Below are 19,033 nucleotides of genomic sequence, written 5' to 3'. Positions count from 1 at the left end.
GCTCAGGCGCCTTTCGGCTCGACGAACATCCGGCCGCGCATCTCCATGTGGAGCGCGTGACAGAACCACTGGCAGTAATACCAGTAAACGCCCGGTTTTGCCGCCTTGAACGTGATCGAGGCGGTCTGGTTCGGGCTGATCTCCATGGCGACGCCGTGATCGCCCATGGTAAAGCCGTGGGTCAGGTCCTCGATATCGTCAAGGTTGGTGATGATCACCGTCACCTCGTCATCCTGCTGGACGGTGAAGCTTTCCTTCGAGAAGTTGGGCGCCTGACTGCTCATGTAGACGCGCACCTTGTCGCCGTCGCGGATCACGGCATCCATGTAATCGTCGATGTCCACCCCGTCGGCCTCGGCCTGCGCGCGCGTGGCGGCCCAACCCGGATCGTTGCGGTCATAGACGTGCAGCGGATTGACCACCGAGCGGTGGACGATGATCGAATCGTGCGGTTCGGCAAAGGTGGGGCCATCATGCACCAGCTCCAGTTTGTCGCCATCGATGACGAAAAGCTGCTCGTTCTCGGGCTTGAGCGGGCCGACGTTCAGGAACCGATCCTTGGAAAACTTGTTCATCGAGATGAAGTATTTTCCGTCCGCCTCCAGCGTCTCGCCCATCGAGGTCGAGTTGTGGCCGGGCTGATAATGCACATCGGTCTTGGAGATGATCGGGTTCACATCCTCGCCCTGATAGGCGCGCACGGCCTTTTCGATGTTCCAGAACGCGATCTGGCTGTCGAGGAAGAGCGTGGTGTAGCAATTGCCCTTGCCGTCAAAGGCGGTGTGAAGCGGGCCAAGGCCCAGTTCCGGCTCGGCCACCACGGCGCTGCGCGGGTCGATATCGCTCTCGAACAGCGCATCGAGCTTGCGGACGTCGATCACCGACACCGTCGGCGACAGCTTGCCGCCGATGCACAGGTGGATCTTGTCGGGGGCCATGTTGCAGCCATGCGGGTTGTTGGGGATCGGGATATAGCGGGTGTAGTTCTTGTTTTTCCCCTTGCGCCCGTCGATCACCTTGACGCCGTTCTTTTCCTCGTAATCGCCGGCGGCGAGGCCCTTCTCGATCTCGGCGAGGTTGAAGATGACGACATGATCCATGTCGGATTCGGTCATCTCGCCAAGGTTCATCCCCATCTCCGAGTTGTAGGAGGTGGAAAACGCCCATTTGCCCTCGTAATCGGCATCGGTATTGTCAAGGTTGCCGGTGACCATCACCTGCCAGGCCACTTCCATCGTGTCGGCATTGAGCGCGGTGTAATAGTTCACATATTGCGACGGATCGTCGAGGATCTTGCCGTCATTGATGATCGGCGTCTCGTCCTCGCCATTGGCAAAGACATAGTTGGTGCGCGGCCATTTCTGCGGGCGCAGACCGTGGATCGCCTTGGCATTGGGGATCTCGGTGATCTTGTCGCATTTCATGATGTCGCAGCGCACGCGGGCGACGCGGGTATTGGCCTTGTCGTTCATGAACAGATAGCGGCCGTCATACTTGCCCTCGGTAAAGGACATATGGACATGGTGCAGGTCGCCATTGTCGTGGATCTGCTTGCCGTTCGCGGCGAGAAAAGCCTTGGTCTGCGGCTGCATCCGTTCCTGATGGATGCGGATGGATTCGTTGGTCTGGCCCCAGCCGGTGGCCGAGCAGCGGTTGAACACCGGCACGCGCATGAATTCGCGCATCGAGGGGATGCCGAGAATGCGCATCTCGCCGGTCTGGCCCGAGGACCAGAAGCCGTAATATTCGTCCAGCTCGCCGGGCGCGACGTTTGCTGCCCCGGCGGCGGCACGGGCGGGGGTCGCGCCGCCCACGGCGGCGGCCCCGCTCAAAAGCGCCGCGCCGCCCATGGTGCCAAGGGCCGCGGTGCCCGCGGTGGCCCCCAGCAGGCCCCGGCGGCTGATGCCGGCTTTCAGGATCTTGTCAGACATTGGTCGTTCCTTTCTTGAGGTTTGGAAGGTTCGGGTGATTGGTCAGGACCCGGTCGACGCTTGCCGCGCCCCTGGCGGCAGTGTCGCGGCGTTTCAGCCGCTTGATGACGACCGGGCATCTGTCTTCGGACTGATAAAGAACCTGGCAATGCAGGCAGTTCAGGCATTCGTTGGGGTTGATCTCACCCGTCGGGTGGATCGCCTGCACGAAACATTCGTTGGCGCAGGTCTGGCAGGGATTGCCGCACTCGCGGTAGCGCCGCAGCCAGTCGAACATCCGCATCCGAGCCGGGATCGCCAGCGCCCCGCCAAGCGGGCACAGATAGCGGCAATAGAACCGCTCGACGAACAGCCCCGCCCCCAGCAGCACCAGCGCATAGAGCACGAACGGCCAGGCGCGGTCGAACTTGAGCACGATGGCGGTCTTGAACGGCTCCACCTCGGCCAGCGTCTCGGCCTGTTCGATGGAGGCGAGCGAGACCCCGAAGAGCCCCAGGAAAAGGATGTATTTCACCGCCCAGAGCCGCTCGTGCAGGCCCCAGGGCAGGGTCCATTGCGGCACCCGCAGGCGGCGCGCGATCTGGTTGCTGAGTTCCTGCAACGCCCCGAACGGGCAGAGCCACCCGCAATAGGCGCCCCGCCCCCAGAAGATCAGCGAGGCCGCGACCGAGAACCACAGGATGAAGGTCAGCGGATCAAGCAGGAAGGCCGACCATGTGAACCCTTCCTTGAGCGAAGAGGCAAGCGCCATGATGTTCACGACCGAGAGTTGCGCATTGGCATACCAGCCCAGAAACACCAGCGTCACCGTGAGGAACCCCATGCGGAACCAGTAAAAGCCGCGTTCCGAGACGGTCGCATAGGTCTGGAAGAAGAACGCGCCCGTCAGCACCAGCAGCATCGCGCCCAGCCCGGCGATTTCCACCGCCTTGTCACGCCAGATCCGTTGCCAGAGCGCGGTCATCGCGGCACTCTCGTTTTCTTCGATGGCCAGCGGCGCGGGGGCCTTGGCGGCGGGCGGTGCGGGCAGGTTGCGCAGCAGGTGCGCGGGCGGCTGCCAGCCGGTCTCGAAGGTGGTATAGATCCGCTCCAGCGCGCCCACCTCGCGGCTGACCAGCAGTTGCAAGCGCCAGGGCTGTGCCGGGTCAAAGCCGCTCTCGGCGGGGATGCGGAACATGTCCTGCTCGCGGAATCGCGGTGTCCCCTCCGGCAGAAGATCGCCAACACGGCGATGATCGCGGTCGCGGAACCGGATCGCCATATCGCCCTGGATAAGCTGGATACGGTCGAAAAGCCCGCCCCGCACATAGCCCGATCCCTTGAAGGAATAACGCCCCAGCCCCATCAGCATCAGGACATGGTCGCCCTCACCCATCCAGTCGCGCAGGGTGGCATATTCACGCTCCAGCAACAGCGCGCGCCCGATGGCGGGAATGCTGGGCAGGGTGGTGTAAAGCTCGATGAAATTGTCGGTCTCGGGTCCCTCTTCGGGCACGTCGAGCGCGCGCGGATCACCCAGTTCGGCGAAGGCGGCGTTGACCTCGGCCACGCTCAGCACCATGCGCCGCACGGTGCCGTCGCCCACAAGGCTGTCCCAATTGCCGATCACTTCGGCCTCGGGGTCGATCTCGACGCGGGGGGCGGCGGGCGTGCCCGCCTGTCCCAGCCCGCCCAGATCAAGCGCGCGCGCCACCCTGAGCGACGAGCGCAGGATCGAATCGTCGATCACCATGATGGTGACGGTCACGCCCGAGATGATTTCCAGCGGATGCTCGGCCTCGCCGCGCGCCTCGGCGGCGATGTCGCGGCCCTTGAAGTCGGATGTAAGCTTGGCAATCCGCGCTTCGGGGATGCCGATCAGAACAATCGGTTCGGAATGTTTGACCAGCCGCACACCCTGCACCACCGCTGACTCGTCCAGCGCGACGACGATATGGATGGGCTTGCCGGAATAGCCGGTGGTGCCCACGAAATCGGAATTGACGAAGGCATAGCCAATACGCTCGCCACCCTTCAGCACCGGCGCCACCGGCAGATCGGGCAGCGGCGCGCCATAGCTGTCGGCACCCTCGTACAGCTCCGAGGCGGGGACTTCGGCCAGATAGCGGGTAAGGAGCGTGTGATCGGTCTGCGCCAGTGCAGCGCGGGGCAGGGCCAGCCCGATCAACAGAAGGAGGAGAAGCGCGAAACGGTGCATGTCAGACCTGTGCCAGCGGGGGGCCGCGCGGGGCCGGGAAAAGCGCCGCGCGTTCGGGCAAGAGCGCAACGCGCGGAAAGACGGATGCACGGAGCGCGTGTGAGGCGGGGCGCGGCATGGCCGTCGTGTCGGGCAAAAGCGCCGGGGCCGGGCCGCAGGCGGCGCAGCACAGCGCGCAATCCTCTTCGGTCTCGACGGGTTGGCCATCAAGGCCCACGCGGATCACATGCTCTGCCCCGCCCGTGCAGATCACCATGTCCAGCCCCAAAGCCCGACCGGGCAGCGGCAGGAGGCCGGTCGCCAGACCGGGCAGCAGGCAGAGAAGCCAAAGGAATCGCAGGAGCGGTGTCATGCCGTCACCCTCGCAAAACGGGGGCAGGGCGGCCTTGACTTTGGTTATGCCGCCTCGTCCAGAAGTCCGCGCACCCAGCGACCGCAGAGCCATGCGGCGGGCACGCCCAGGGGCAGCGAGAGCCAGAGCGCCAGCACCGGCGGCAGCGCGGCGAACCCCGTCTTGTGCGCGATCAACCCCGCCAGAAAGAGGTTGATCGCCACGGCGGGCGTGGCGAAGGGGTAAAGCAGCAGCGCGAGTTTCCACACCGGCCAGCGCCCCGGCTCAGTGGGATGTGCCCTCGGCGAAGGTGATCTTGTTCCAGACATTGTATTTTCCCGAAGGTTTGCGCATCGGCAGCCGGGTCACCTCGGTCAGCGTCTCGGCGTCGTAGACGATCACCGCGCCGTCATCCTCCCAGATCGACACAAGCGCGTGCCGTCCGTCGCGGGTGAACTCGGTATGGGCCACGGTCTGCCCGGGCGCGGGGCGCAGCGTGCGCACGATTTCCAGCGTCTGCTTGTCGATGACATGCATCGCGTCCTTGTTGGGGCCAAAGAACACGTCGGCCCAGACATAGCGGCTGTTGGCATGGGAGCGCATGAAGAAACCCGGCCCCTCGGTCTCGATGCGCTTGATGGTTTTCCAGGTGGTCATGTCGATGAAGGAAATCATCCCCTCCTTGAGATGCGGTGTTGCCATGATCCTTGTGCCGTTCCAGTCCCAGGTGATGCCCGATCCCAGATGCGGCATTCCGGGCAGGTCGATCTCGGCCACCTTGTGACCATAGTCGAGGTCGATCACCAGCGCGCTCTCGGTCGCGCGCGAGGCGCCGATCAGGTTCACATAGCCCTGATCGAAAAAGAAATCGTCGAGGATCTGCTCGGTGCGCATCTTGCGCACCGGAAAGCGGCGGGCAATCTCGGGCGGGCCCTCGACGCGGGTATCGTGGACCCAGCCGGTATGCGGCGGGGTGTCGGCGGTGGAGATTTCCCAGACCTCGGGAATGTCCTTGAGCGCCAGAACGAAGCTGTCGCGCGGCGGCGCCTGATAGACCGCCGAGACGCGGCTTGGCGTGCCGTCGCGGCCCCTGATCTCGATCACCTTTTCGGGCAGGAGCGTGGCCGCGTCGAGAATGGTCAGCGTCATCGGCAGATAATTGGCCACGGCAAGCCATTTGCCATCGGCGCTGATCGCGATGTTGCGGGCGTTGAGACCGGCGCGGATGCGTCCCATCTCGGTCAGGCCCCAGAGGTCGTATTTCTGCACCCAGCCATCGCGCGACACCACGTAAACCAGCCGCCCGTCGGGGCTGAACTTCGGCCCGCCATGCACCGCAAAGGGCGTCTCGAACCGCGCCAGCACGGCGAAGGTATCGCCGTCGAGCACCGAGATATGGCTGTCGGCGATTTCGACCGCAAGCGTCACGTTCATCGGATCGGCGCTGAAAACCGGCGTGGTGGCGGGGGTGTGGGCGTCGTTGAAACTGCGCGTGGCCAGCATCTCGGCCATGCCCCAGTGCGGCGTCTCGGTGAGCGGTTCCTTGAGATGGGCGGCGATGGCGGCGATTTCCTCGGGCCTGAGCACCTCGGCAAAGCCCGGCATCTGCGTGGCGGCGCGGCCATGGGCGATCACCGCCTCAAGTTCCGGGCCGCCGATGCGGCCAAGCGTCTGCGGAATGAGCGCGGGGCCGGTGCCGCCCAGCCGCGTCTCGGCATGGCAGGCGGCGCAATGCGCGCCATAAAGCGCGGCACCGTCGGGCGCGGCCATCACCGGGGTGGCAAGGAGGAGGGCGGCGGCGATAACCGCGCGTTCAGAAGAAACGATGCGCCGGATCATGGCTTTTCCCCCGGAATGGCGTGACGGTCAGGCGGGCCGCGTCGGCGCTCAGGCCGATTTCCTCGGCGCTGAGATAACAGGCCGGATCCTCGGCCCAGGGATCGCCCGAGACCTGAAGCGCGCGGATCCGCGTGTTGCCGCCGCAGATCGCCTGATGCGCGCAGGCCCCGCAGCGGCCCTTGAGCGGGCGCGGGCGGGTGCGCAATGCGGCCAGCATCGGATCGTCGCCGGTCCAGATCTCGGAAAAGGGCCGGTCCTTGACCGATCCCACGGTGTAATCCGACCAGTAGGTATCGGGATGCACGCGGCCTTGCGTGTCGATATTGGCCACGCCCAGACCGCTGGAATTGCCGCCCCAGGCGGTCAGGTGCGCGCGCAGATGCGCAATCTTTTCGGCGCTGAAATGCCGCTCGGCCCAATGCAGGAAATAGACCGCGTCGGCATCGTTGTTGCCGGTCACGATGTCGAGCGGCTGCTCTTCGGCCACCGCCACCCAGGCCCGGTCGATCAGGTGATCGAGCGCCACGCGGGTATGCAGATGCTGGGCATCCTCGCCGCGATGCTTGTCGCCGCGCCCGGCATAGACAAGGTGCGAGAGATAGAACTTGTCCACCCCCTCGGCGTCGCAGAGATCGAGCATGTCGGGCAGGGTATGGGCATTGTCGCGCGTCAGCGTAAAGCGCAACCCCACCTTGACGCCGCGCGCCTTGCAGGCCCGCACGCCCGCAAGGGCGGCGTCAAAGGCCCCGTCGACCCCGCGAAACCAGTCGTTCACCCCGCCGATCCCATCGAGCGAAATGCCGACATAGTCGAACTCGAGCGCGGCGATCCGGTCGATATTCTCCGAGAGCCGCGTGCCGTTGGTCGAGAGCGCCAGATACCGGAAATCGAGCGCGCGGGCGCGTTCCGCCAGGTCGAAGAAATCGATGCGCGACAGCGGCTCGCCCCCCGACAGGATCAGCGCGGGCACCTTGAAGGCGGCCAGATCGTCGAGCACATCCATCGCCTCGCCATGGCTCAACTCGCCGGGAAAGGAGATATCGGCAGAGGTGGTATAGCAATGCCGGCACCGCAGGTTGCAGCGGCGGGTCAGGTTCCAGATCACCACCGGGCGCACCGTTCCCATACGGGCGCGCACGGGACTGGGGTTCACCAGCTCGCGCATATATTGGGTCAGACGAAACATGGCTCAGCCCTCCGGCCTCAGGCGCATCCCGGTCTTTTTCAGGATGCGGGTGGAATAGAGAATGTCATGGCGCGCGCAGGCGTCGCCAAGTATCGCGGCCACCTCGGCGCGATGCGCCTCGACGGTGCCGCGGTCCGGCCCGTGCAGCATGGCGAACAGGTTGTAGGGCCAGAGCGGCCGCGCGCGCGGGCGCAGGTAGCAATGCGACACGAACGCGAGCGCGCCGACCATCTCGCCCAGCGCCTCGGCGCGGGTATCGGCCACGTCCCAGACGCTCATCCCGTTTGCCTGCATCCCCAGCGCATAGTGGTTGGGCGCAAGTGCCACGCGCCGCACGATGCCGCGGTCCTGCATGGCGCTCAGCCGCGCGATCACCTCGGCCTCGGGCAGGCCAAGCCAGCCCCCCACCTCGGCATAGGGTTCGGCCACAAGCGGCAGGCCCGCCTGCGTCGCGGCGATGATCCGGCGGTCGGTGGTGTCGAGTGTCATGCCTCTACCCTGAAGCCGATGAAGAATTCCCGCAGCTTGGGAAAGCGCAGGACGCAAAGCCCGGTCTCGTGCTCGATCCGCGCGGCCACCCGCTCGATCCCCTCGCGGGTCTCGCAGGCGAGCACGAACCACATGTTGAGCCGGTGCGTGCGTTCATAATTATGCGCCACCTCCGGATGGGCATTGACCAAAGTCACGACCTCGTTGAAACGCGCCTCCGGGATCTCCATGGCGCAAAGGCAAAAGGCCCCGCCCATGGCCTCGGCGTCGAAGAACGGGCCAAAGCGGGTGACGGCACCGATCTCGCGCAGATGCGCCAGCCGCTCGGTCAGTTCCGTGCCGCTCAGGCCAAGGGGGGCGGCGGCCTGCGTGAACGGGTCATGGGCGATGGGAAAGCCGTCTTGCAGCGCGTTGAGGATCGCGCGGTCCGTGGCGTCGAGCGCCTCGGGGGGGAGCGCCGCGCGTCTCATGCTGCCTCGGACGGCAGAAGCCGCGCACCGGTCTGCTTGAAGCAGCGTTGCGAGAACAGCACCTGATGGGGGGCACCGCGCAGGTCCGGCAGGGCGCGGGCGGTGGCGAGAACCGCCATCGCCTCGGGGCGGCTGCGCCCGTGGATCATGCAAAAGAGGCCGTAGGGCCAGACCCCCGGCACGGTGCGGCGCTGATAGCAGAGCGTCACGCCGGGATGCGCGGCAAGCGCGCGGCCTGCCGCCTCCATCCGCGCCTCCGGCAGATCGAAGGTGACCATGGCATTGGCGGCCCAGCCAAGCGAGCGGTGGCGCACGATCACGCCCAGCCGGGTGAGGATGCCCGCCGTCAGCAGTGCGCCGATGCGCTCGATCACGGCTGCCTCGCTCATCCCCAGATCGCGGGCGGCGGCGGCGTAGGGATCGGCGACGATCGGCAGGCCTTGCGAGAGCAGGTGCAAAAGCGGGCGGTCGCCGTCGCGGAGCGCGGCGCAGTTCACCGGGGCGTCGCGCCGGGGGACCGGGCGCGCGCCCTGCAAAGGAAAGCCAAGGTCGATGTTGAACGCCCGCCGAAGCCGCAGGTCGAGCACCTCATGCCCGCTGCGCGCGGCGATGCGGTCAAGCGTGGCCTGCAACCCGGCACCGTCCGCTGCGGTGGCCACGAACCACAGGTTCCAGGCATGATCGCGCTGATAGCTGTGATTGACGCCCGGCTCCTGTCCGACGATGGCGGCGACCGCCTCGAGTTGCTCCGCCGGAACGCCAAGCGCCGCGAGCGTCGAGGCCCCGGCGGTGTTGGGCCGCACGGTGGCACCCACGCGGGCGATCTTGCCCTCCTCGGCAAGGCGCGCGAGGCGTTCGATCACGTCGGCTTCGGTCAGCCCGATCCGGTCGGCCATCACCGCAAAGGGGCGCGGCACCAGCGGCAAGTCGCGCTGAAAGCGGTCGAGAAGGGCGGTGTCACGGGGGTCGAGACGGGCCGGCATGGTCTATAGCCCCGTGCGATGCGCGCGCGCGGTGAAGAAGATGCCGGAGGGGCTTTCAGCCTCCAGTTCCGCCTTTACCGTGCGGTTGTGGGTGTCATAGACAAAGACCCGGTTGCCATCGCGCGAACTGACCCAAAGCTCGTGCCCGCGCGGGCTGAACTCCATGTGCAGCACGGCGGCGCCGGGGGTGAGGGTCGCCACCACCTCATGCGTGCGGCTGTCGATCACCTGAAGCGTGTCGTTATGCGGCAGGGCGAAATTCACCCAGACATAGGGGCTGCCGGGTTGCGCCACGGCAAAGATCGGCTGGCCATGCAGCGCCGTGCGGCCGGCCTGCGCAAGTGTCGCGCGTTCCACCCAGAGCAGCGCGTGTTGTCCCACGGCAGGCAGGGCGAACTGCCCTTCGGTCAACGCCCAGCCTTGCAGGTGGGGCATCTTGTAGACCGGCATTTCCGCGTCCTCGCGGCCGTAATCGTCAAGGAACCGCACCGGCTCGGGCGTGTCCTGCCACATGTCGAATAGCGTCAGGCCCTTTTCGCCGAACAGCCCCACGATGTAATGACGCCCGTCGCCCGAGAGCACCGCGTCATAGGGGTTGAGGCCCGCATGACCCAGATCGGTGATGACCGGCGCGGCCCCCGACAGATCGGCCAGCCAGACCGTTCCCGTTTCCCACACGGTCCAGGCAAAGCGCCGGTTCGGCAGATCGACAAGGCCCACGGTCTTGCCGTCCGAGGGAATGTCGGCGACCATCTCCAGCGTTGCGGCGTCGAACACGCGCACGCCGCCCGGCTCGTAATTCGATACCGCCACCAGCGCGCCATCGTCCGAAATCGCCCCGCCGATGGAATTGCCGCCCTGAATAACGCGGGCGGTGATCGCGCCCGTCAGCATATCCACCTGCGTCAGCCCGCCGTCGCGGCCAAAGACATAGGCCAGCCGCTCGTCGGGCGAGAAGGTGACCGAGGCGTGGCTGAGATCGCCCAGGCCGTCGATGCGCGTTATGACCTCATGCGCGATCCGGTCCACCAACAGGACCGAACCGGTCGCGCGCTCGATCACAAGTCCAAGCCCGCCGGTGGCGCGCAGAGAGGTCCCGGCCCCGGCGGGCGTTGCGAGAAGGGCGACCAAAACGGCGAGGGTGGACAGGATCCGTTTCATTCGTGTGGCTCCGTCAGAAGTTGCTGCGCCATCCACAGCGCCTCGGCGTCGGTCAGAAGCGCGCGCCAGGGCGGCATGGCGGTGCCGGGGATGCCGTCGAGGATGATCGCGGCGAGCCCCTCGGGCGCGGCATGGCCAAGCGCCTCGCGCGTCAGCGGGCTGCCAAGCCCGCCCTTGCGCGCCAGCCCGTGACAAGAGCCGCAATCCTGCACCAGCATATGCCCAAGCCGTTCGGCGCGCTCGGCACTGATCTCGGCCGTGGCGGGAAGCGGGGCGAGCCAGGTCATGACGACGGCAACGGCAAGGCAGAGGGCGGCCGTGTTACGCATAGACCCTCACCTCGGCATGGGGCAGCGGCAGGGCGGCATTGCCCTCGTAAAGCCGCACCACATGGCCAATGACAAAGAGCACCGGGGCGGCAAGGTCGGCCTGCGCGATCTCGGGGCCGATGCGGTCGAGCGTGGAGACCAGCCGCGCCTCGCGCGGGGTGGTGACGCTGGCCACCGCCATCACCGGCAGGTCGGCAGGCAGGCCATGGGCCATCAGTTCCGCCGCGATCCGCGCGATATTGGCCACGCCCATGTAGACGACAAGCGTGGTCTCCTCGCAGGCGAGCGACGCCCAGTCCAGATCGAGGCTGCCGTCGCGCGCGCGGTGCCCGGTGACATAGCGCACGCCGGTGGCCAGGCCGCGATGCGTGAGCGGCACACCCGTGGAGGCGGCCATGCCCTGCGCGGCGGTGATGCCGGGCACGTAATCCACCGTGATCCCGGCGGCGCGCAACACCTCTGCCTCCTCGCTGCCGCGCCCGAAGATCAGAGGATCGCCGCCCTTGAGCCGCACCACCCGCAGCCCCTGCCGCGCCAGATCGACCAGCAGCGCGTTGATCCCCTCCTGCGGGACGGGGTGGCATTTGGGCGTCTTGCCCACGTCGATGCGCCGCACGCGGGCAGGGACAAGCGCGAGGATTTCGGGGCTGACCAGCCGGTCAAAGACCAGCACATCAGCCTCTTGCAGGCACCTGAGCGCCTTGCAGGTCAAGAGGTCGGGATCGCCCGGACCGGAACCGACAAGGGAAACGTGGCCTTGGCTGGGGTATGACATGGGACTCTCCGGGCTTGGCTGTGATCCCAGATTGACCGATCGCCCGCGCGCGAACCTTGACTTTCGTTAAGGCCGCGCGTCTTGCGGTGCCGTTTCGCGGGTTGCCTCGATGAGATATGCAATCACCATGTCGCGGTCCTCGGTGCGGCGGCGGAAGCCGCCGAAATTCATCTCTGTGCCGGGGATGAATTCATCGGGCTTGGTCAGCCAAAGCTTGAGATTCTCGACCGTCCAGACCCCGCCCCAGGCGCGCATCGCCTCGGAATAAGGGAAATCGGGCACCGAGGCCGCGGGCCGCCCGATCAGCCCGTTGAGCCAAGGCGCCTTGTAGATCACGTGGTCAAGCCCGTGGCACTGGCTGCACCGCCGCTCGAAAATGGCCGCGCCCTCGGCCAGCGATTCGGGGTCTGTTGGCAGGTCGTCGGCCAGCGCAGTCAGCGGCAGGAACGCCAGAACGCTGGCGAGGGTGCGGATCGGGGGCATGGCTCTCTCCCTTTCTTGGGGTGGAAATGACGACCCCGGCCCGTCAGTGGAGCCGGGGCCGCCTCCTGCCGCGCCCGCCCTCAGGGCGCGACGGCGTTCAACTCGACCGACGCATCGTCGAGCGCCAGCCGCAGATCGAGCGAGACATGGTGGAACCGTGCCGCCGCGTGATCGTCATGGAGCGCGAACCCCACCGTGTAGACCTTGCCCGGCACGATGGCGATCTGTCCCGGCGCGGTGGCCGCAAGCGGGCGCACCAGCACCGCCGTCCAGGTATCGCCCTCCAGCACCATGGAGCCGTCGACCGGGTGGCCTGCATCCTCGTGCCGCCGCTCCAGCAGATAGCCGCGCCGCGCATTGCCCGAGGCGTCAAGCCGTGTGAAGTCCATGAAGGTGTCGTTCTCCAGGAAGGCGGCAAGCTCGCCCTCGTCGCGCAGCAGGTCCCAGCCGCCCATCGGGCGCGCACGGCCCTTGAGTTCGATATCGGTGCGGCTGTTGGGGATGTATTTCTGCACATAGCCGTGCCCGCCGAGCGCCGCGTCAAGATCGCCAAGGCTCTCGGGTGCATTGGGCATGGTGCGGCTGTCCATGTGGCAGCTTGACCAGCAGCCCGCCTGATCGGCGCGCTCCACCCCGCTGCCCACGATCATCATGGCGAGTTTGACGGGGTTCTCGGGGTCCATCATGCCGCCCTCGACGAAGGGCACGGGGGCGTGCCCGCCATCTTTCCAGCGCAGGCGCAGGTAGAGGTTGGTGTCGTCATGGGCGGCCTGAATGGCCACGTCCACCGACCCGCGCTTGCCCGGAATGGGGGTGGGTTCGGCCTTTTCGCCGCTGACCATCTTGGCCCCCATGGCGGCGGTTTCCTTGGCATGGCAGACCGAGCATTGATCGCCGCCCTTGGTAAAGGCGCGGGCGCCACCATGTTCCTTGCCGTTGAGCACCCATTCCCAGGGCGTCTGGCCGGGATAGAAGAGGCCGACCGTGACGGGGGTGATGGCGGACCAGTCGATGGCGCCGCCCGGCCCCTCGTCGGCAGGTGCCGCCGAGGCGTCGCTCGCGCTCAGGGCCTGTTCGACAGCCGCGGCGATGCGCGCCTCGACCGCCGCCTCTTCGGCCTGGGCCGCCTCTGCGGCGGCGGCGGCCTCTTCGGCCTCGACCTGCTGGATATAGGCCAGCCCGTCAAGGAAGCTTTGCGGGACCTGCTTGATGTGCTTCGGGTTGGGCGTCTCGAGCGCCTCGAGCAATTCGTCGGGGGCGCGGTCGCGCACGTCGGAATGCGCGATGCCCTTGTGGCAGTCGATACAGGTCTGCCCCGTCTCCATCGCCACCAGATGCTGCTGACGTGCGCGCGGTTTCTGAAAGCGGGGGTTCATGCTCTCGATGGTGTGGCAGTTGCGGCATTCGCGCGAATCGGTCTTTTTCATCGCGGTCCAGACGCGGGTCGCGAGGCGCAGGCGCTCCTCCTCGAATTTCTCGCGCGTGTCGATCGTGCCGACAAGCTTGCCATAAAGCTCGCGCGAGGCCTGCACCTTGCGCACCATCTTGTGCACCCAAGGGTCGGGCACGTGGCAATCCGAACAGGTCGCCTGCACGCCAGAGCGGTTCTCGTGGTGGATGGTGTGTTCGTATTCCTTGAACACGTTTTCGCGCATCTCGTGGCAGGAGACGCAGAAATCCATCGTGTTTGTGGCTTCCATGGCGGTGTTGAACCCGCCCCAGAAGACAATGCCCGCGGCAAAGGCGGCGGCGGCACCGGCGACGGGCACGCCGAAAAGCACCCAGCGCCGCCATATGCGGCCGGGTTTCTTGGGGGTTTCGTCAGTCATGTGATCCGCGCTCCGTCCGGTCTGCGGTTGATCTCGGGAAAGGACGAAGGCCGGGGGGCGATGATGCCCCCCGGCCCGGTTTCGCTCAGGTCTTGTGGTTCGACCGGTTGTAGACGTTGAACTTGCCGGTGGGGGCGAAGAGCCCCTTGATCCGGGTTTTCTCCTCCAGCGTCTCGGCGTCGAAGATCACGATCTCGCCGTTGTCGGTTTTCGAGTCGCTCCGGTTCCAGACCGAGGCCCAGACCTCCGAGCCATCCTGGTTGAATTCGAAATGGACGGCGACAGAGCCTTCGGTTTCGGTCAACTGGATGGTCTTGACGATCTCGCCGGTGGCCTTGTCGATCACCTGCACCGATTGCTGGATCTCGGGTTCGGGATGCAGCGTCTGATCCGCCCAGACATATTTGCTGTCCGGATGGGTGCGCACGAAGAGGCCCGGCCCGTCGGTTTCGACCTCGTAGCAGATTTTCCAGGCGTTGTCGGGATGGCCCTCGGGATCGTTGCCCCAGACCGTCACGAAGCCGGTGCCAAGATGCGTGGTGCCGCCCACGGGGCCGCAATTGGGATCGATCCAGTTGGCACCGGGGCCGGGATGCGGTTTGGACTTGACGTCGATCGTCGCTTCGAGCTTGCGGGTCTTGGTGTCGATCACGACCATCTGGTTCGAGGCATTCGCCGCGATCTGGAAATACCGGCCGGTCGGATCAAAGAACCCGTCATGCAGGTATTTGGAGTTGTCGATCTTGTCGATCCGCAGGTTGTCGAGATCGGTGTAATCGACCTGCCAGATCTGGCCCAGTTCCTTGATGGCAACCACCCATGTCGGCTCGTGCGGGGTGGTGTAGATGGCGGCGACGCGCGCCTCTTCGACATATTCGCCATCGACGTTGACGCCGCGGGTCGAGACGACCTTTTTCGGCTCCATCGTTTCAGCATCGACGATGGCGAAATGCGGCGGCCAGTAGCCTCCGCCGATGACGTATTTGCCGTCACCCGATACGGCCACGTCGCGGGCGTCATAGGCAATCTTGACCTCGGCCACGAGCATGTTTTCGGGCTTTTGCCACAGGTCGATCTTGGTCATCTTGCCGTCGCGGCCCATCGTATACCAGAACCGGCCGGGATTTTCCGGCTCGTCGATGCTGTGATGCTCGGACGCCTTGAGGACGTGCACGGCATAGCCGGTTGGAATATGGACCAGCACCTCCTTGGTGTCGCCGTCGATCACCGCGACCTTGCCCACGTCGCGTTCGATCACGACGAAGAAGTTTTCCCAGTTGCGGCCATGCAGCGGCGCGGTCGGGTAATCCTCGGGCTCGATATAGACCTTGCGGGTCTGCATCATCTGGGTGATCGACATCTCCGGCGGTTTGGGCGGGTCGATCTGGATATAGGTCGCAAGATCGACGATCTGCTCAGGGCTGAGGATGCCGTCGAAATTGTTCATCCCGCCTTCGGTGCCGTAAGCAATGATGCGCTCCAGCCGGTCCTGGCCAAGCTTGAGCGTGCCGGTCACCGTCTCGGTGCCGTCGGCGGCCTTGGTCTTGACCTCGGGCAAGAGCGGCTTGCCGGTAGCACCCTTGCGCAAGACGCCGTGGCAGCCGGCGCATTGCTCGAAATAGGTCTGCTTGGCGGCGTCGAACGCCTCCGGGCTCATGCTCGGTTGTTCCTGGGCGAGTGCGGGAAGTGCCGCCGTCGAAAGCAGGAAAGACAGACCGGCGCCGAGCAAGAGCCCTGGCGTCTGCGGTGTCCTCGCGGCTGGGATTGTCATGTCAGAATCTCCGTTGGCTGGTGAGGCTCCTTCAGTCTGGTCGATCACCGGCGCGCGATCCTTGACTTTCGTTAAGGTGTCCCGTGCGTTTCGGCGCGAGGGTCGATGTCAGGTTTTCCGGACAGCGGGGCGAGGGCCATGGCACAGGGCAACACGGGCGCGGTGGCGCGCTTTTTCTCCGACGGGTGGCGGGTGTTCTTCACCGCCGCCGCCCTTTACGCGGTGTTCTCGCTGATCGTCTGGACCGGCTGGCTCGGCATCCATGCCGCAGGCGGGATTGTGAGCGATCTGCCCTTCTCGCCGCCGCCGCATCTGTGGCACGCGCATGAAATGGTGTTCGGCTATCCGGCGGCGGCGATGGGGGGATTTTTCCTCACCGCCGTGCCGAACTGGACCGGAACCCCCGCCGCGCGGCGCGGCTTTGTCGTGACGGTGGCCGCGCTGTGGCTGGCGGGGCGGCTGGGCATCTGGTTCTCGGGCAGCCTGCCGGTGGTCATGGTGGCCGCGCTCGATCTGGCCTTTCTGCCGGTGCTGGCGGCCAAGATCCTGGGCCAGCTTCTCAAGCGCCCGAAGCCGCAGAACATGATGTTTCTGGGCGTGCTCGCGCTCATCTGGGCGGGCAATCTCATGGTGCACCTCGACTGGGCCGGGGTAACGGGCAGCGGGGCCGAGGGGTTGCGGCTGGGGCTTTTTGCCACCTGCGGGCTGATCGTGGTGCTGGGCGGGCGTGTCACCCCCGCCTTTACCCGCAACGCGATGACCCGCGCCGGGATCACGCAGCGCCTGCCGCAAAGCCGCCTGTCGCTCGACATGGCGGTGATCGCGCTCACGCTCCTGACCGCGCTGGCGGCGGGCCTGTCGCTGCCGGGGCCGGTCTTTGCCGCGCTGGCGCTGGCGGCGGGCAGCGCGCAGCTTTTGCGCGGCGCGTTCTGGCGACCGCTCTGGACCTGGAACCAGCCCATTCTCTGGGTGCTGCATCTCGGCATGGCGCTGCTGGGTCTCGGGCTGATCCTGTCGGGGCTGGCGGCGCTCGGGCTGGGATCGGAGGTGGCCGCGCTGCACCTGCTGGGCATCGGCGCGGTGGGGGTGATGACGCTGGCGGTGATGTCGCGCGCGGCGCTGGGCCATGGCGGTCACGCGCTTGTCGCGCCCTTTCCGGTGGCGCTGGCCTACGCGCTTCTGGTGCTGTCGGCGCTGGCGCGCTGGGCCGGCTCCAGCCTCGGGGTCGAGCATTATTATGCGGGCGTTCTCGGCGCGGGGCTTCTGTGGGTGCTGGCCTTCGCGCTGGCCGCCGCCGCGCTCTGGCCGGTGCTCACGGGGCCGCGCGCGCAAACCGCCGCCGCCGATTGACTTTCGTTAAGGAAGGCGCGACCCGCCCGCGCCACAGTGAACCCACCGTCAACCGCTCCGAAAAGGAGACTGCGCCATGCGCGAAGTCCTGACCAAGACGATGGCCCGCAACATATTCTACGGCGGATCATTGTTCTTCATTATCATCTTCGTGGGCCTCACCGCCCATTCCCACCGCTACATCGTGACCAAATCAACCGACCGTGGCGGCCTCACCGAGAGTGTCGCGGCGGGCAAGCATGTCTGGGAAAGAAATTCCTGCATCAACTGCCACTCGATCCTTGGGGAAGGCGCCTATTTCGCCCCCGAACTGGGCAATGTGATGGCCCGCTGGGGCGTTCAGGACGACCCCGAGGCGGCCGCCGACATGCTCAAGGGCTGGATGGACGCGATGCCCACGGGAATCGAGGGCCGCCGCCAGATGCCGAATTTCGGCCTGAGCGACGAAGAGTATCGCAACCTTGCGGATTTCCTTCTCTGGACGGGCCGCATCAACACGCAGAACTGGCCGCCGAACGACGCCGGTTGAGGAGCGAGAACCATGAAATACCAAACCCAGAAAATCGCCCTGGCCTATTTTGCCGTGGCGCTTGCGCTCTTCGCGGTGCAGGTGACCGTCGGCCTGATCATGGGCTTTGTCTATGTGGCACCCAATTTCCTGTCGGATCTGGTGCCCTTCAACATCCTGCGGATGCTCCATTCCAACAGCCTGATCGTGTGGTTGCTGCTGGGCTTCTTCGGATCGGCCTATTACCTCCTGCCCGAGGAATCGGAGCGCGAGATCCATTCGACCAAGCTCGCCTATCTGCAACTGGGCATTCTCGTGCTCGGCACGCTTGGCGTGGTGGTCACCTATCTCTTCAACATCTTCGAGGGCAATTTCCTGCTCGGCAAGGAGGGGCGTGAATTCCTCGAACAGCCGAAATGGGTCAAGGCGGGCATCGTCGTGGCGGCGCTCATCTTTCTCTACAACGTCTCGATGACGGTGCTGGCGGGACGCAAGACGGCGATCACCAACATCCTGCTTCTCGGCCTCTGGGGCCTGTCGCTCCTGTTCCTCTTTGCCTTCTACAACCCGTCGAACCTGGCGCTCGACAAGATGTACTGGTGGTATGTGGTCCATCTCTGGGTGGAGGGCACGTGGGAGCTGGTGATGGCCTCGATCCTCGCCTTCCTGATGCTCAAGCTGACGGGCGTTGACCGCGAGGTGGTCGAAAAATGGCTCTATGTCATTGTCGCGGCCGCGCTCTTCTCGGGCATCCTCGGGACCGGGCACCACTATTACTGGATCGGCACGCCGGGATACTGGCAGTGGATCGGCTCGATCTTCTCTTCGCTGGAGGTGATCCCGTTCTTTGCCATGATGTCCTTTGCCTTCGTCATGGTCTGGAAGGGGCGACGCGACCATCCCAACAAGGCGGCACTTCTCTGGGCGCTCGGCTGTGCCACGCTGGCCTTTTTCGGCGCGGGGGTCTGGGGCTTTCTGCACACGCTGCACGGGGTCAATTACTACACCCACGGCACGCAGATCACCGCCGCCCACGGCCACCTTGCCTTCTACGGGGCCTATGTCTGCCTTGTGCTGGCGATCGTGACCTATGCCATGCCGCATCTTCTGGGGCGCGATCCCTATAACCAGGTGCTCAACATGGTGTCGTTCTGGCTGATGTCCTCGGGCGTGGTGTTCATGACCTTCGTGCTGACCTTTGCCGGCACGGTGCAGACCCATCTGCAACGGGTCATGGGCGAAGAATTCATGTTCGTGCAGGATCAGCTTGAGGTGTTCTTCTGGATGCGGTTCGGCGCGGGCATCGCGGTGGTGCTTGGTGCGCTCCTCTTCATCTATGCCGTGTTCGTGCCGCGCCGGGAGGTTATCGAGCCCGGCCTGAGCCAGCCTGCGGAGTGATGC

At 65.7% G+C, this 19,033-nt stretch carries 18 protein-coding genes; 3 read left to right on the top strand and 15 right to left on the bottom strand.

Annotated features, from left to right (window positions below; translation table 11 throughout):
* Positions 1-2 precede the first annotated feature (2 nt).
* The 15 genes from nosZ to ACSSV8_RS05000 form a co-directional block, all read right to left on the bottom strand.
* Complete coding sequence (gene nosZ / locus ACSSV8_RS05070) at positions 3-1,931, bottom strand: TAT-dependent nitrous-oxide reductase (RefSeq protein WP_454281718.1); 1,929 nt, start codon at positions 1,929-1,931, stop codon at positions 3-5.
* Complete coding sequence (locus ACSSV8_RS05065) at positions 1,924-4,128, bottom strand: 4Fe-4S binding protein (RefSeq protein WP_454281717.1); 2,205 nt, start codon at positions 4,126-4,128, stop codon at positions 1,924-1,926. The genes nosZ and ACSSV8_RS05065 overlap by 8 nt, the downstream gene beginning before the upstream one ends.
* Position 4,129: 1 nt before the next feature.
* On the bottom strand, positions 4,130-4,480 hold the full coding sequence (locus ACSSV8_RS05060) for a hypothetical protein (protein WP_454281716.1): 351 nt from the start codon (positions 4,478-4,480) through the stop codon (positions 4,130-4,132).
* Between the two features lie 44 nt (positions 4,481-4,524).
* The gene (locus ACSSV8_RS05055) at positions 4,525-4,728 is read right to left on the bottom strand and encodes a hypothetical protein (protein ID WP_454281715.1); all 204 of its coding nucleotides are present in this window, start codon (positions 4,726-4,728) and stop codon (positions 4,525-4,527) included.
* Positions 4,729-4,744: 16 nt separating this feature from the next.
* A complete protein-coding gene (locus ACSSV8_RS05050; RefSeq protein WP_454281714.1) occupies positions 4,745-6,298 on the bottom strand; it encodes a cytochrome D1 domain-containing protein in 1,554 nt (517 codons plus the stop codon).
* Complete coding sequence (gene nirJ / locus ACSSV8_RS05045; RefSeq protein WP_354539929.1) at positions 6,273-7,484, bottom strand: heme d1 biosynthesis radical SAM protein NirJ; 1,212 nt, start codon at positions 7,482-7,484, stop codon at positions 6,273-6,275. Before nirJ ends, ACSSV8_RS05050 begins: the two co-directional genes overlap by 26 nt.
* A gap of 3 nt (positions 7,485-7,487) precedes the next feature.
* Positions 7,488-7,973: a siroheme decarboxylase subunit beta gene (gene ahbB / locus ACSSV8_RS05040; RefSeq protein WP_454281713.1), complete on the bottom strand. Its 486-nt coding sequence runs from the start codon at positions 7,971-7,973 to the stop codon at positions 7,488-7,490.
* Positions 7,970-8,443, bottom strand: a complete 474-nt coding sequence (locus ACSSV8_RS05035) for an Lrp/AsnC family transcriptional regulator (RefSeq protein ID WP_454281712.1) — start codon at positions 8,441-8,443, stop codon at positions 7,970-7,972. The genes ahbB (ACSSV8_RS05040) and ACSSV8_RS05035 overlap by 4 nt, the downstream gene beginning before the upstream one ends.
* A complete protein-coding gene (gene ahbB, locus ACSSV8_RS05030; RefSeq protein ID WP_454281711.1) occupies positions 8,440-9,426 on the bottom strand; it encodes a siroheme decarboxylase subunit beta in 987 nt (328 codons plus the stop codon). Before ahbB (ACSSV8_RS05030) ends, ACSSV8_RS05035 begins: the two co-directional genes overlap by 4 nt.
* Positions 9,427-9,429: 3 nt before the next feature.
* Entirely contained in the window at positions 9,430-10,587 is a 1,158-nt protein-coding gene (locus ACSSV8_RS05025) for a cytochrome D1 domain-containing protein (protein WP_354539925.1), read from the bottom strand.
* A complete protein-coding gene (locus tag ACSSV8_RS05020) occupies positions 10,584-10,916 on the bottom strand; it encodes a c-type cytochrome (protein WP_354539924.1) in 333 nt (110 codons plus the stop codon). The genes ACSSV8_RS05025 and ACSSV8_RS05020 overlap by 4 nt, the downstream gene beginning before the upstream one ends.
* Entirely contained in the window at positions 10,909-11,691 is a 783-nt protein-coding gene (gene cobA / locus ACSSV8_RS05015) for a uroporphyrinogen-III C-methyltransferase (protein WP_454281710.1), read from the bottom strand. Before cobA ends, ACSSV8_RS05020 begins: the two co-directional genes overlap by 8 nt.
* Before the next feature lie 66 nt (positions 11,692-11,757).
* Positions 11,758-12,174, bottom strand: a complete 417-nt coding sequence (locus tag ACSSV8_RS05010; RefSeq protein WP_354539922.1) for a hypothetical protein — start codon at positions 12,172-12,174, stop codon at positions 11,758-11,760.
* A gap of 80 nt (positions 12,175-12,254) precedes the next feature.
* Positions 12,255-14,003: a NapC/NirT family cytochrome c gene (locus ACSSV8_RS05005; protein ID WP_454281709.1), complete on the bottom strand. Its 1,749-nt coding sequence runs from the start codon at positions 14,001-14,003 to the stop codon at positions 12,255-12,257.
* Between the two features lie 85 nt (positions 14,004-14,088).
* Complete coding sequence (locus ACSSV8_RS05000; protein ID WP_454281708.1) at positions 14,089-15,660, bottom strand: cytochrome D1 domain-containing protein; 1,572 nt, start codon at positions 15,658-15,660, stop codon at positions 14,089-14,091.
* A gap of 252 nt (positions 15,661-15,912) precedes the next feature.
* On the opposite strand from ACSSV8_RS05000, the gene ACSSV8_RS04995 reads away from it, so the two are divergent.
* The 3 genes from ACSSV8_RS04995 to ACSSV8_RS04985 all read left to right on the top strand — a co-directional run bounded on the left by ACSSV8_RS04995 (position 15,913) and on the right by ACSSV8_RS04985 (position 19,030).
* On the top strand, positions 15,913-17,124 hold the full coding sequence (locus ACSSV8_RS04995) for an NnrS family protein (protein ID WP_354539919.1): 1,212 nt from the start codon (positions 15,913-15,915) through the stop codon (positions 17,122-17,124).
* Between the two features lie 76 nt (positions 17,125-17,200).
* The gene (locus ACSSV8_RS04990; RefSeq protein ID WP_354539918.1) at positions 17,201-17,653 is read left to right on the top strand and encodes a c-type cytochrome; all 453 of its coding nucleotides are present in this window, start codon (positions 17,201-17,203) and stop codon (positions 17,651-17,653) included.
* A gap of 12 nt (positions 17,654-17,665) precedes the next feature.
* Positions 17,666-19,030 (top strand): cbb3-type cytochrome c oxidase subunit I, encoded by a 1,365-nt coding sequence (locus tag ACSSV8_RS04985; protein ID WP_454281707.1) that lies wholly within the window; start codon positions 17,666-17,668, stop codon positions 19,028-19,030.
* Positions 19,031-19,033: the final 3 nt, after the last annotated feature.

Source organism: Roseovarius sp. MBR-79 (assembly GCF_053628555.1).
Note: the sequence above shows the minus strand (reverse complement) of the source record. Positions and strands in the feature narration are given on the sequence as shown.

Coding starts and splice junctions, on each gene's coding strand:
- nosZ (WP_454281718.1), bottom strand. CDS start 1,931: ATGTCTGACAAGATCCTGAAAGCCGGCATCAGCCGCCGGGGCCTGCTG.
- ACSSV8_RS05065 (WP_454281717.1), bottom strand. CDS start 4,128: ATGCACCGTTTCGCGCTTCTCCTCCTTCTGTTGATCGGGCTGGCCCTG.
- ACSSV8_RS05060 (WP_454281716.1), bottom strand. CDS start 4,480: ATGACACCGCTCCTGCGATTCCTTTGGCTTCTCTGCCTGCTGCCCGGT.
- ACSSV8_RS05050 (WP_454281714.1), bottom strand. CDS start 6,298: ATGATCCGGCGCATCGTTTCTTCTGAACGCGCGGTTATCGCCGCCGCC.
- nirJ (WP_354539929.1), bottom strand. CDS start 7,484: ATGTTTCGTCTGACCCAATATATGCGCGAGCTGGTGAACCCCAGTCCC.
- ahbB (WP_454281713.1), bottom strand. CDS start 7,973: ATGACACTCGACACCACCGACCGCCGGATCATCGCCGCGACGCAGGCG.
- ACSSV8_RS05035 (WP_454281712.1), bottom strand. CDS start 8,443: ATGAGACGCGCGGCGCTCCCCCCCGAGGCGCTCGACGCCACGGACCGC.
- ahbB (WP_454281711.1), bottom strand. CDS start 9,426: ATGCCGGCCCGTCTCGACCCCCGTGACACCGCCCTTCTCGACCGCTTT.
- ACSSV8_RS05025 (WP_354539925.1), bottom strand. CDS start 10,587: ATGAAACGGATCCTGTCCACCCTCGCCGTTTTGGTCGCCCTTCTCGCA.
- ACSSV8_RS05020 (WP_354539924.1), bottom strand. CDS start 10,916: ATGCGTAACACGGCCGCCCTCTGCCTTGCCGTTGCCGTCGTCATGACC.
- cobA (WP_454281710.1), bottom strand. CDS start 11,691: ATGTCATACCCCAGCCAAGGCCACGTTTCCCTTGTCGGTTCCGGTCCG.
- ACSSV8_RS05010 (WP_354539922.1), bottom strand. CDS start 12,174: ATGCCCCCGATCCGCACCCTCGCCAGCGTTCTGGCGTTCCTGCCGCTG.
- ACSSV8_RS05005 (WP_454281709.1), bottom strand. CDS start 14,003: ATGACTGACGAAACCCCCAAGAAACCCGGCCGCATATGGCGGCGCTGG.
- ACSSV8_RS05000 (WP_454281708.1), bottom strand. CDS start 15,660: ATGAGCCCGGAGGCGTTCGACGCCGCCAAGCAGACCTATTTCGAGCAA.
- ACSSV8_RS04995 (WP_354539919.1), top strand. CDS start 15,913: ATGGCACAGGGCAACACGGGCGCGGTGGCGCGCTTTTTCTCCGACGGG.
- ACSSV8_RS04990 (WP_354539918.1), top strand. CDS start 17,201: ATGCGCGAAGTCCTGACCAAGACGATGGCCCGCAACATATTCTACGGC.
- ACSSV8_RS04985 (WP_454281707.1), top strand. CDS start 17,666: ATGAAATACCAAACCCAGAAAATCGCCCTGGCCTATTTTGCCGTGGCG.